Source organism: Paraflavitalea sp., from assembly GCF_059502485.1.
In genome coordinates, this window is sequence record NZ_JCACET010000011.1 from 650828 (window position 1) to 663578 (window position 12751).

At 48.5% G+C, this 12751-nt stretch carries 9 protein-coding genes; 2 read left to right on the forward strand and 7 right to left on the reverse strand.

Annotated features, from left to right (window positions below):
• Window positions 1-131 precede the first annotated feature (131 nt).
• Complete coding sequence (locus AC5JBY_RS30405) at window positions 132-1088, forward strand: tail fiber domain-containing protein (protein ID WP_495908466.1); 957 nt, start codon at window positions 132-134, stop codon at window positions 1086-1088.
• A gap of 243 nt (window positions 1089-1331) precedes the next feature.
• On the forward strand, window positions 1332-2321 hold the full coding sequence (locus AC5JBY_RS30410; RefSeq protein ID WP_495908467.1) for a T9SS type A sorting domain-containing protein: 990 nt from the start codon (window positions 1332-1334) through the stop codon (window positions 2319-2321).
• Here AC5JBY_RS30410 and AC5JBY_RS30415 read toward each other — a convergent pair.
• The 7 genes from AC5JBY_RS30415 to AC5JBY_RS30445 all read right to left on the reverse strand — a co-directional run bounded on the left by AC5JBY_RS30415 (window position 2308) and on the right by AC5JBY_RS30445 (window position 12723).
• A complete protein-coding gene (locus AC5JBY_RS30415; RefSeq protein WP_495908468.1) occupies window positions 2308-2745 on the reverse strand; it encodes an SMI1/KNR4 family protein in 438 nt (145 codons plus the stop codon). The genes AC5JBY_RS30410 and AC5JBY_RS30415 overlap by 14 nt on opposite strands.
• A 20-nt stretch (window positions 2746-2765) precedes the next feature.
• Window positions 2766-6890, reverse strand: coding sequence for an RHS repeat-associated core domain-containing protein (locus AC5JBY_RS30420; RefSeq protein ID WP_495908469.1), 4125 nt, complete (start codon window positions 6888-6890; stop codon window positions 2766-2768).
• Between the two features lie 91 nt (window positions 6891-6981).
• On the reverse strand, window positions 6982-8343 hold the full coding sequence (locus tag AC5JBY_RS30425) for a hypothetical protein (protein WP_495908470.1): 1362 nt from the start codon (window positions 8341-8343) through the stop codon (window positions 6982-6984).
• 9 nt (window positions 8344-8352) lie between these two features.
• A complete protein-coding gene (locus AC5JBY_RS30430) occupies window positions 8353-10173 on the reverse strand; it encodes a type VI secretion system Vgr family protein (protein WP_495908471.1) in 1821 nt (606 codons plus the stop codon).
• Window positions 10174-10260: 87 nt separating this feature from the next.
• Complete coding sequence (gene tssD / locus AC5JBY_RS30435) at window positions 10261-10650, reverse strand: type VI secretion system tube protein TssD (RefSeq protein WP_495908472.1); 390 nt, start codon at window positions 10648-10650, stop codon at window positions 10261-10263.
• A gap of 79 nt (window positions 10651-10729) precedes the next feature.
• Window positions 10730-11119, reverse strand: coding sequence for a type VI secretion system tube protein TssD (tssD, locus tag AC5JBY_RS30440; protein WP_495908473.1), 390 nt, complete (start codon window positions 11117-11119; stop codon window positions 10730-10732).
• 209 nt (window positions 11120-11328) lie between these two features.
• Window positions 11329-12723, reverse strand: a complete 1395-nt coding sequence (locus AC5JBY_RS30445; protein WP_495908474.1) for a DUF5458 family protein — start codon at window positions 12721-12723, stop codon at window positions 11329-11331.
• Between the last annotated feature and the right edge of the window lie 28 nt (window positions 12724-12751).

The following is a 12751-nucleotide window of genomic DNA, read 5'->3' on the forward strand; positions in this document are numbered from 1 at the left end:
CATTAGATTTGTTTTCAATACCACTATTGATCTTGCTCCTGCGCCTTATGCCATCGCGTATCCACCCTTGAAAGCTTCTACCCCTTTTCCGGTTAAGTAGCAATTAACTTTTACACCAAAAACAACTTACTATGCTTAACACGCAAAGGGGCATCTTATGCCTGTCTCTCTTATTACCAGCCGCAATACATGCACAGGTTCCGGACACACTTTTAGCAGTACGCAATAACAGCCTCATCACCCGCATGAGCCTGCACACCAATGGCGGCTTCTACCTCGGCGGGGTTTATGATGGGGGGAGCTCTACCGGAGGCATCGTAGCAGAAGGAGCGGGAACCCGGGTATTATGGTATCCCGAAAAAGCAGCCTTTCGCGCAGGCTATGTCAATGGCACACAGTGGGACGATGCCAATACTGGCTATTTTTCCCTGGCTATTGGCGAGGGCACCCGCGCATCAGCCGACAACAGCGTAGCGCTGGGTAAGTTGTGTACGGCAGCTCAGCAATCCTCCTTTGCCATGGGCGAACAAAATACAGCCTCCGGCGCCGCTTCAGTAGCGCTGGGATACCACTCCCACACCAATGCCCGGCAGGGAAGTTTTGTTTTTGGAGACCGCTCTACCGTCGATACGATCCGCGCGGGCGTCAACCACTCAGCCAACTGGCGTGTTTCCGGCGGCTTCCGCATTTTTACTTCCTCCAACCTCGGTACCGGCGTCACCCTTCAATCAGGCGCCAGCGTTAGCAACTGGGGACAAGCCAACGCCGTCATTTCTACTTCCACCGGTGCCTTGCTTACTACCGGCGGCGTATGGCAAAACGCATCGGATGTAAACCGCAAACATCATTTTGAAGCAATAGCAGGCGAAGACATTCTTACTAAACTTCGCAGCCTGCCCATCCAGGAATGGAGCTACCGCGTGGAAGACGACAAAGTGCGCCACATCGGCCCTACCGCACAGGATTTTACACCAGCTTTGGCCTCGGTAGTGACGAACGCAGCATTGGTACCGTTGATGCCGATGGCGTGGCACTGGCAGGAGTGCAGGCATTGGAAACACGCACCCATACACAAGCCACACAGATAACAATGCTGCAAGCCGAAAATGAAGCGCTCCGCCATCGTCTTGACGCAATCGAAAAGAAGCTGAGTATTAATACCGCTTCCATGCCCACGATTATGATATTGGCACTGTGCTGTATTGGCCTTGGTGGCTGGCTGCTGCGCCGCCGCGCAACAACAGGCACTAAAGCCTGATACCCACTACTATTACCAGGAATGAAACAGCATCAACAGTATTGACCGGCACCACCGGTCTAAAACCTATATTATGAGAAGCATTTTCGCATGCGTAATAGCCATGTGCGTTTTGCAAAACATACACGCACAGCAAATACAAGTAAGTGCAGATGCACAGGTAACATTGGCGCCGGGCACAACGTTGTCGGCCAATGGACTGAAGCTGACACCTACTGCCTCGCTCAACCTGAATGGGCTTACGATCCAAACCAATACCACCGTTACACATCCTTTTGGCAATACCTATGTTTCGCGCGTGTACCTGCTTAGTCCCGGCACACCGGTATTCAGCGGCGACATTCAATTCAGCTATCTTGATGGCGAGTTGAATGGACTGGAGAAATCTTCCCTGCAGTTGATTGCCTGGAATGGTACAGCCTGGCAAATGGCGGGCACCAGCATTTCAGACGTCGGCAATAATTCTGTAATAGCTACCGGCATCAGCAATCTTTCGCTTAATGAATTTACCCTAGCAGCTAACCTTGCATTACCGTTACAGTGGGGCGCTGTATCAGCCCGACGCCAGCAGGATGCAAGGGTGAAGATCCAGTGGAGCACTGAACAGGAACAGAACGTGAGTCATTTCGATGTAGAACGAAGCACTGATGGGCTTCAATGGATAAAAGCTATTGCCGGCATACCAGCCCGCAACCAGTACCACACGTTGTACTATGAACAAACGGACGTGCCCAATCATGCCGGACAGCTCTATTACCGCATCCGGCAAACCGATCATGATGATCGCTATACCCTGTCGAAAGTTGTAATAGTAGCAGCAGTGAGTGACATTGGACAGATGGCAATCTACCCCAATCCAGCCAACACTTATTTCATCATTAGCGGCGTGGATGCAGCAACGATTGATCAGGTAAGTTTATTCAGTGCAGGGGGTATCAAGATGCAAACCTGGAGAGGCAATCAAATCCGGTACAACCTGACGCCACTGCCTCCCGGCGCCTACTATATACAAATGCAGATGAAAAACGGAGAAATGATCAGCAGGCCGCTTACCATTCTGTAAAATTACCTTCGATCAATGCTTCAAAGGTGGGCGCCAATACCTGTTGCTCTTCGGTGTCGTAGTCATACAACACCACCTCACCTTTGGGCGTCAGCGCGATCGGGTTACCGGAACCATCATCGGCAATGACGTAAGCTTTGTTCAGTTCGGGAAAGAGCTCATTGCCGTTGGCTATATTCCTGTTCTGCTTGGTGAGATCAACAATGGTTTCATTGCCTACAGAGCTGCCATTGGCAAACGCATGCACCGCAATACCGGCATAAGCGCCGCCAAACCGCTGAATGAATTCCTTGTAGTCATTATCCAACGTCACGCCCAATTCATTTTCTGCACTGGCAATCTGTTCTGCCGTAGCCGGAGAACCTTTTAAGGTTGGATTCTTATCTAAGAAAGCGCTGATACGCTCCATCAATTCCTGGTTCATAATAGTATGCTGCTGTTAGGTTAATGACAAACTTCTCTCGCTGTCAATTCCGTGCTGGCCTGATGTTTCCAATACTCCTGCTTCCAACGATTGAAGGCTGTTCTTTCATTGGCTGTCAGACCTCCCCCCTTCCGTTTACCAAACGGGTGCTGTCCCGGATTGGTATGTGGCTTATCGTGGTGCTTCTGAGGCATTGCAATGATCGGGCCATTTGGATTCTGCCGATAGTGGTGCAGCACAATGGTGTTGCCCTGTTTATCGGTGCCCGACAACCCAAAGCCCTTTCCTTTCAACGCATTATCATTGGCATAATACAACGCTTTCAACTCCGCATCCGAAAGGTGGCTGATGTCTACATAATTGTGGACTTCCAGCGTCAGTCCGTGGCTATCGGTAAAGCTGATGGGATTGGGACTTAACCCGAACTCATCCACCCAGGCATTCGGATCGGTCACATAGGCATACGTATTCAAACCACCTGCCACCGATATGGGGTCTTGGCTGATGTATGTTCCTTCACCGGGTGCATAATACCGGAAACGATTGTAATAAAGCCCCGTTTCCGCATCCTCATACTGGCCCTGGTACCTGAAAGGTATGAAATTTTTGTCCCCGGTAATGGCCATGGCGCGCCCGTAAATGTCCAATGCCGTTTCCCACACACGCTTACCTTCATGATCATAAGCCGCTACGGGCGTACCGAGGTAATCGGCAATAATGCTGTAGGCTACGCCATTCTGTATTTTAGCACATGGGACGGTATTGCGATCTACATCGAATATCCAGGTGATGGCATTGGCAACTGGTTGATGGTGACAAGCACCTGGGCGACACGAACAAGGGCTTGGCTCCTGCTTATCATATTCTATCGTGCCCCACTCGTTGATTACTGCTTGCGGTTTTTGTTTCTCCTCATAGGTCCATTCATGCAAAGGCACGTCGCGATCCCACACCCATCGTGTGATAATGCCATTGAAGGTTTTGGTAATGCGCCGGCCCAGTGCGTCATACGTAAAGGACACAATTTTACCATCGGGCCTGATGACCTTTTTCAATTGACCATCTGCATACCATTCATAGCGCGTGGGAGCCGTACCTGCTTCAGCACGCTTGGGTATTTTAGTGATCAGGCGTCCCAGGTCATCATATTCATAGGCATATTTTTCACTTTGCAGCAATGCACCTGCAGCATTGTAGATACGGTCGTTGCGCTCTGTCGTTTCGTACAGGTTGCCCGTTTTATCAACCGCTCGGTGCATAATGCGGTTATCGGCATATTGGGCAAAGATGAGATTACCGAGCGCATCGTGTTTAAAACGGCTGCCTGCTTGCGCCAACGCATCGAAAGTATGCGTAAGTCTTTCTGCGGCATCCCAGGTATATTTCTTCCATTGCAGGGCTATACCCTTTCGACTCACTTTGTGCATACCCGGCCTGCCTGCATGGTCGTATTGCATTTCACTGATCAGCCCGCCAGGCAATGACCGTTCTATTTCATGACCTGCTGCGTTGTACTTCAGCTGTGCATCCCAGAGCAACTGCTCTCCTTTTACCTGCATACCAGCTACCAGACCCAGTTCATTGCGCTGTAAATGAATATCTGCCCCCAGGCTGCTGGTGATGCGTACACGATTGGCCAGTTTATCGTATTCACTCAGCACCGTATACTGGTCCTGCGTTTCCTTCTCCACGTAGCCAAACTTATTACGCGTAAGTCGTATCGTACTATGTTCATTGGTCGCCTCTTTCAGATTGCCTGTTTTATCGTAACCAAAGAGCAGCCATGATCCATCATGGTGTTCTATCCGTACCAGTCGTCCGTTGACATCATGCTCATAGCGGGTCTGCCGGTTACCGGGTAAGGTCGTTTTGACGAGCCTGCCGGTAGCATCGCGCTCATACGAACGCCGCAGGCCATCAAAGCCTGTTTCACTGATCAGCTCTCCCCGTTTATTATAGCCTACTGCATAATGCCTGCCTGCTTCATTCACAATACTGCGCACTCTTTCTTCCGTGTCATACAGAAAGGCAATTTCCGCATTGCCCTGCACGCGCTTTTTGATATGCCCCATGGTCGTATATTCAAAACGTACCTCACCAAACTTATCAGTAGCCTGTACAATATCCTCATAGGCATTGTAAGCCAGCTGCACACTGTTTCCATCGGGAAGATGATAAGCCGTTACCCTGCCCAGCGGGTCATACTCATAATAGCGCAGCAGACCAGCCGTATTGATAGCTTGTACACAGTTACCCAATGCATCATATTTCCAGTGATCTGTACCGCCATTGGGCAATTGAACACTGATGAGGTTTTCATCTTCGTCATAACGGAGTGTTGTTTTTTGATTGCCGTTGGCTACAATGTGGTCAAGTTGCCCTTCCTCATTGTATTCGTAAGCAACCGTTTGCCCATTGGGATAATTGATAAAGCTCAGGCGACACTGCAGATCGTATCCGTAGGTAACAGTAGAACCATCGGGATTGGTAAGCATCGTGAGCTGATTACTGCTGTTGTAATTATACTGCTCACTGTTACCATCCGGCAGCAGCTTTTCTTTCAACCGGCCTTTTTTATCGTACACGTAACCGGTAATATGTCCTTCTTCATCTATTTCCCGGTACAGTTCAAAGTCTTCCGTGTATTCGATATAGCGGTGATTGCCATAATGATCTGTTTCCTGCACACACAGGTTGTTTTCATCATAGAACAATGTCGTCTCTTCGCCCAACGAATTGGTGACGAGGTTATAACCTTTGCCATATTCAATGAAACCTTCCAATACGCCTCCATCACCCCAGGTATGCAGACAACGTTTGAGGTGATCATATTCCCAATAAAAGGTTTGACCATTGCGATCGGTCTTCTTCACCATCAGGTGATCGTTGTATTCAATAGTGACCTCCTGCACCAATGCATCTCCTATTGTTATCAGGTCGCCCTCCTCATTGTAATTGTAACTGACCAGTGTTTGACGCACATCACGATGTTTTACTTCCACTTTAGTGATGCGGTGTTCATTGTCCAGTTGCAGCAGCAACCTCCGGCCGGCACTATCCGTGAGCGCACTGAGGTATTTACCGGTATAATGCAGCTGGATGCGATTGCCATTGTAGTTTTCTATAAATGATAAGCGCCAGGTGTTGCCTGGTACTGTTTCATGGTTGAAGTGATAATACAGGGAGTCATTGTAATCTTCCAACAGGAAATGACCGTTTTGCTTGCGGCGCAGTAACAACTTCTCCTGTGGATGATAAAATTGTTCTCCGGGTTGCAATAACGGGAAGGCTGTCAGCCGGCCATCAGCCAATGAAAGAGACAAGGCACCGTCTTCCGGCCATAGATCTATACAACGGTCGTAGCTCAGGTACACGCCATGTCCCAGCATGCCTTGCACACCAGAGTCGCTGTCCCAGTTGCGGGTCCAGCGCAAAGGGATCGGGCCGGGCAGTTCGAAATCAGTGTATTCATAGTTCACGCGACCGGTGATGAGGTCTACCGGCTCGAAGCCCATTCTACACAACCTGTTGTTGAGCTTGGCAGTAGCCGGCACCCTGCTCAGCACTTTTTTGTTGAGCACCCGCAGCAGCTTGCCAGCGATCTTACCGAATATTTTAAGGAATGAGCCCAGGGCAAATGCTTTGAGCAATGCCATGAGACTGAAGTTGGGCACCAGCGGCCCACCTACCATCACCGGCTTGCCCCACTGCAGGGGAATACAAAAAGAGGTAGGTAGATACAATGATGGTATGGGAATGAACTTACGCCCGGGCCTGAAGGAAAGCGGTAATCCAATATCATTACAGGTCATGAGCATATAACCCGCACCACTCATGGGCGCACCGTCTACCAACACTTTTTTGCTTCCAAAGAAATTCTGGCTGTCATGCCCAATGATAGGAAAGATGGTAAAGCCCGCGCCGAAAGGTATGTGTACAAAGGTGATGATCATACCGGCCGTATCGGTATTACCCCGGGGCACACCGTTTACTTTTACAGTGGCGCCAATGAAGGGAATATAATCAAATGGATCGATAACCAACCCAATGTAAGGATGCGGTAGGGGCACGAAAGGAAAAGGCAGGTTCACAAAGTGAATATCGATGCCTATAACAGGTTTCAAGTGTGTGTTGGCGACGTACATGGAATGCTGTTTATGAAAAGGTGAAACGCGAGACGTGAAAGGTGAAATAGGAAATGGCGACGTACAGTTTCACATCTCACGTTTCTCCTTCTCAGATTTCAACGCCAGCCTCTGCCTGGCGTAATTTCTTTTTGGTATAATTCTTTTTCAGTTCTGCTACAGTGTGTTGCCAATCATGGTCAAAAGCCTCCACCATCTTTTGTTCCACCACCGCGATCAGGGATGCATCCTGTGTACGCTCCTGCTTTACCAGGTCATAAGCCATGAAGGGATACTCAGACGACTGTATCTCTTCTGTGGTAAGCCGGCCTGTTAATTGTAATGCACGACGGCAGGCTGTAATACTTTCTTCACGATAGTTTTTATATTCCGCAAAAACATAGGCTTTATAATAAGCGGAGACAGCCTGTCCGGCAAAGCCGAACTGCACGGCTTCATCACCTGCTTTCATGAACCATTGCAGTGCTTCCTTTCGTTCTTTCTGCACCTGATAGCTGGCACCCTTGTAGGTATAATATTGCAGCAACATGGGTTTCATGGTCTCCTCGCCAGCCATTATCTCCTGGCTGCAGAGACGGATGCCTGTATCCAGCAACTCCTCGATGGCTATATGGTCACGGAAGGGGAACAACATGCCTGCATAGGTGATGTAGGCGGTAGCCAGCAACACTTTATCACCGCTTTTCTTAGCTACCTCTATTCCTTTCTCGCCCCAGGTATTCAGCAATGGCTTGTTCTTTTTGGAAGAGGCATCCCCCATCTCAAACATGCACTTGCGGAAGAAAGCATGCGGATCGGTATTATGTCCGCTGGTGGCTATCTGGCGAATGGCTTCCTGCATCCGCAGGTCATGACGCAGGGTAACGGCTTCATGCCGGTATTGTTCAAACACTTCTCCCCAATAGTTACTTTCTATATGATCGAAGAGCAACAATTGAGTTCCTGTGGGCCTCAGCTGTTCCATCCAGCGTTGTACCCATTGCCTGAATTGGCGTGGGTCACTCATTTGTTTGGGCAGCAAGCCAAATACAAAAGGCGTGGTCGGCATGTTTACCCAATTCCTGTATAGTTGTATCATACCCGGCAGCAGTTCATCGCAACCGGCATAGTCTTTTGCTGCTACGGCTTTCTGAAACAGGCTTACTTCCCAGCTACCAGCAACACCCGCCGCACGCAGTGCTTTTTGTTGTTCTGCATCTTCGTATTCATGCAGCCAGTTTTGTATCAGCTCGTAGCTATAAGTTTCGGCCTGGGTAAATGGAGTGTAAAAGAAAACAAAGAGATTGTCCAGTTTTCCATGAGCCGACGCTTCCAACCGGCAGAAGCCTTCATACATACGGCTCTCCTCTGGCTTCAGCATCCAGCGTATCAGGGTATGTTGTGGCTGTACGTTCGTCTTCCACACTTTCACCATCTCATCCAGCCGCACCATTATGGGATTGTGCTCGTTCATAGTGTTGCTTTAACAGTTCAGTTTGATGGCAGCAGCGGCAATGCAGGTATCGGCTTCGCTGAATACCTGTACAGCAGTGGAAGTCAGCATCACCTTCTCATTCCCGGTCACAGACACTTCCGTTTGCCCGCCAATGTCTACTTTATTTTCAGAGGTCACATTCACAGCCGTTTTGGACTGTACATTCATTTCATTTTTGCCAAAGAGGGTGGCTGTTTCTGATAACTGCCCATCGAACTTCTTGGACTCCATGTATATTTCATTCTCCGCCAGCATGGTGATCTTCTTGGTCTTGAACGTGATCTCATCTACCGCATCCACCATCACTGTTTTATTGGACTTCACGGTTATATTGCCCGCTCCGTCGATCAGCATGCTGTTGCCGTCTTTATCTTCTACAAACACGCTGCCGTCTTTATCATTCATCACTACTTTGTTTCCGCTGCGTGTTTGCAATGCCTTCACATCATTACCACCGTTGCTGAAGGTGTTATTGGCTTTGCCGTGGTATACAGTACCAACCACAAAAGGCTTAGTAGGACTATCACCTTCAAACCCCACGATAACTTCCTCTCCTACTTCCGGTATGAAGAACATGCCTTTACCGCCACCGCCGTGTGGACTGGTCACTCTTATCCAGGGCGTTTTCTCAGCGCCATTCATCCAATGGAATTTTACTTTTACACGGCCCAGTCCGTCCGGATCATGATTATCGGTCACGATGCCGCTTTGCGTTTCACTATAGATACCTGTTTGTTTATTGGCTACCGGCGGCAGTTTGATACCGGAAGGAACTGCTATAAAGTCGTTGTTATAATTCCCCTGTCCATCGAAGTAATGGCTGACAGACATAATGAGGTAGTCGCCATAGTTTTCATTGGACAGGCTCATGAGGTTACGCCCCTGCACACTCACTGTAGCACCCGGCTTTAAGCCAGGCTGATCACTGCTGCCGGAGAAGCGTACGTTGTTGCTGCTATGCATGGCCATCTTGATGTTGATGGCATCATCCAGCTGTTTTTTATTGGCTACAAACTGGTTGTTCCAATACTTGGGCTGTGAGGCATATACTGTCTGGCTGGCCTGCAGCACATGTTTGCCCAGGTCATTCAAGCCCGCTTTGCTTTCTATGCTTTGTGGCGTACTGTCGTACACCTCATGTTTCAGGTAATCATATGCCATCATCTTACTGTTGGCAGGATTTACCTGCAAGGCCATACTGAAACGACTGAGGCTGCTGCCAAAAGTCAAAGCAACAGCCTGCCCTGCCTGGGGAGGACCAATATGGAGTTGCTCTCCATCGTAATACAACCATTCTCCATAGGTGGTGCACAGGTAATGAAGGAACTGCCAGGCTGTTTGTTTATACTGGACAGTATAAGCCAGTGTTTCCGGATAAAGCGGCGCTACCTGTGGTTGCAACAGGTTTTGCGGGAAATGCTTGAGCACATCCTGCACAATGTTTTTAACAGCCTTCTTTGTCCAGCTTTTACAGTGAGGGCCACTGTCTAAAATAATGGTGGGACTACAACCGGAGATGATGAGATTGCCAGCATGGCCACTGAAGCGATCTGCTTCTACCTGCATCACTATGCCTTTAAACTGCAGGGCATCTGAAGCGCCCATCGGCGTTACGGAGGCCTGGAGTATACCGCCGATCAGGTTGCGCGATGCCTGCAACAGACTGCCGCCCAATCCATCGATGGACTCGGCGGGGCAGACCAGCCTGAAGTAGTGGTGATCAAATATTTGTTGGGTCAGCTGAAAAGAGGTTATCTGACGTATCGGATTACCAGCAATACTAATGTTACTACTGATGAGTTGTGCCATAAAAAATGTTATGTCGTTTATGGTGTAATAGAGATAAGCTATAAAAGAACTTAGCTTCCCGTTCCGGCAGTCGTGTCCCGGAAGAAGCTATTCAGGCCAGTTGTTCTTAAACTGGGATTCATTCATTTTGACTTCCTTGGCACTTAGTGTTACCTGCACCTGCATGGGATTATCGTTATTGTGATCATAAGTCTCGAAATAATCCACGCAGTGGGCATCTGAAAACTCCAGCGTCTTTAGTTTACTCATGTTGTCGCGACGGTAAAAGGTGATGGTGCCGCTTTTGGTTTGGGTAGGGCTCACCATCCAATCAAACAAATCGGTACTGCCATTGCTTTCCACTACTACAGTCACAGCCCCCCCCTGCGGTATAGCCGTGGGCTTGCCGGTGCCGTCTGTAGCCTGTGAAAAACGGAAAGCACAGTGCAATACATTTACCTCGTCTCCATCTACTTTTAGTTTTGCAATGAATGACATGGATAAATTATTAATGGGTGATCGTGTGTTTCAGCAGCAAAAGGGTGCAGCATCTGCCCCACCCTTTTGCAACGGATAATTATTTTACCCACTCGTTGGTATGTTTACCGCTACCCACTTCAATAGCCTGGGCGCTCAGCGTAAACGTTTCTGTAATGGGACTTTCGTCATTGTTGTCGAAATTCTCTTTATAGTCTACCAGGTAGGCTTCTGTGAACTTCAGTTCTTTCAGTGTAGCGTCGGTATCGCGCTTCACGAATACAATGGAGCCATCTTTGCGCTCGAAGTTGTTGGTCATCCATTCGAAGAAGCTGGTATCTCCGGTTGATTCAACCGTAAGTGTGATCTTACCGCCGCGGGTAATAGAAGAAGGACGGCCGGTAGCGTCCGTTTCCTGTTTCAAGGCATAGCTGCAAGCCAGCACATTAACTTCTTTGCCAGCCACTTTGAGTTTTGACTTAAAAGACATAAATAATGGTTTTAATAATTAAAAAAGGTATAAGACCAATAAAAAATAAAAACGATGTTGTGCAGGTCATTCTATGACAACCTGTAGCCAATGCAATACAGGATCACTTACCTCCGCAGAGGCAAATAACCAGTTGCATCGCCTGTTTCCAGCAATGAGCTTACCTTAATGTTTTAGTTCTAAAAAAAGCTTTAGGGGGAAAATGAAACCTATTTATCCTGTTCGTATTTCGATTGCCATTCGGCTTTATCGGCATCATCTCCTTTCTGACCTTCCAGTTTGATCAAAAAGGTTTTGGCAGGGAAATAGGGTTTCAGGTGAATATCCAGGTAGATCCGGTCCTTTTGAACAGGGTCCTGTTCAAAACGTTTGATCGCAAAGTTTTCGATCAGTTTACTGGGACCAGTGATACCGTCCAGGAATTTCACGATCTGTCCGTTGAGCTCTTTACGCGTAGAAGCGTTGAAGTTTTCGAATGTGCGGCGATTGAGAAAATCCATCATGACCTTGGTCACATAATCGAATACTCTTACTACAGAGTAAGTTTGCAAGCCAAGGTTATCGCCATTGAACAAGGTCTTGGCGGAGAATGCCATTACCTTTCCGTATTCTTTTACCATGGGAATCAATCCCAGTTTTTCCAAAGAAGCTATTTCGCTTTTCTTCAGGTCGAAGCGTACACCATCCACTTCATTGATGCCGCCGAATTTTTTACCGGCCGTCACCTGCGACATGAGCGTGTTGTATATCTTGCCCGCCAGCGCTGCCGCCGGTGGCACAAAAAGGTCGTCCTCTTCTCCAATCTCATCGAATTTTCCACGGCCCACCAGCCAGTTGCACGACATGATCACGTTGGAACGATACGGATCACCACTGGTGAGGTTGGCGGCCTCAAATAATTCCATCACATCATCCGGTGTATCGAGGTTCTCGAAATCGGTGACCAGCATCACTTTGCTTTCGTAAGCGATCTTGGCCCACTTTTCCACTACCTTATTGCTGCCGAGGTAACCGGGCAATATCAATATACTATAGTTATTACGCAGATCGAGCCGGTCGTAGTTTTCCAACAGCTCGGTGCGGATCGAGTCGATGAACCGGGTATTGTCAAGGTCCCTCAATTGCTCGGGCTCCACGTTGATAACAGATACATTCTTGATCTTGAGACTCTCCGTATTTTTAAAGAAGAGTGCAATAGAGCGGTAAGACCTTTCCAGCTGCTCTGTTTCTTTAATGGCAGTGCGCAGGTTCTTTTTCAACACCTGATCGGCCTGGGCGGCCTTCTCTTCACAGGTCTGCACCATTTCAGTAATATCATCAGAGCTTTTTAGCACATCCAGCCATACCTGGAGTGTTTTCTTCAGTGCAGTCCGCTCTTCTTTTTTAGAGCTTTCTTCGAGGAATATCTTCTTGCGTGCTTTTCTTTCGGGATTAACGTTTTGTACGGCGTCTATGGCAGACTCCAGCAGATCGAAGCCTCCGTATTTGGCCAGCCCTTGCACACTTTTTTCCAGCTGCTCAGCCGGCTGACGCACAGGAAGAATGGTTTCTGCAACGGCAACGGCTTCCTGCTGTACGGCTGCATTGGTCAGTTCTGTACTCATAATAAATAAGGTATAACGTGGATGGATG

What these genes read in the sequence shown, in the direction of transcription:
- AC5JBY_RS30405 (WP_495908466.1), top strand. Translation starts at nt 132, where the DNA reads ATGCTTAACACGCAAAGGGGCATCTTATGCCTGTCTCTCTTATTACCA.
- AC5JBY_RS30410 (WP_495908467.1), top strand. Translation starts at nt 1,332, where the DNA reads ATGAGAAGCATTTTCGCATGCGTAATAGCCATGTGCGTTTTGCAAAAC.
- AC5JBY_RS30415 (WP_495908468.1), bottom strand. Translation starts at nt 2,745, where the DNA reads ATGAACCAGGAATTGATGGAGCGTATCAGCGCTTTCTTAGATAAGAAT.
- AC5JBY_RS30420 (WP_495908469.1), bottom strand. Translation starts at nt 6,890, where the DNA reads ATGTACGTCGCCAACACACACTTGAAACCTGTTATAGGCATCGATATT.
- AC5JBY_RS30425 (WP_495908470.1), bottom strand. Translation starts at nt 8,343, where the DNA reads ATGAACGAGCACAATCCCATAATGGTGCGGCTGGATGAGATGGTGAAA.
- AC5JBY_RS30430 (WP_495908471.1), bottom strand. Translation starts at nt 10,173, where the DNA reads ATGGCACAACTCATCAGTAGTAACATTAGTATTGCTGGTAATCCGATA.
- tssD (WP_495908472.1), bottom strand. Translation starts at nt 10,650, where the DNA reads ATGTCATTCATTGCAAAACTAAAAGTAGATGGAGACGAGGTAAATGTA.
- tssD (WP_495908473.1), bottom strand. Translation starts at nt 11,119, where the DNA reads ATGTCTTTTAAGTCAAAACTCAAAGTGGCTGGCAAAGAAGTTAATGTG.
- AC5JBY_RS30445 (WP_495908474.1), bottom strand. Translation starts at nt 12,723, where the DNA reads ATGAGTACAGAACTGACCAATGCAGCCGTACAGCAGGAAGCCGTTGCC.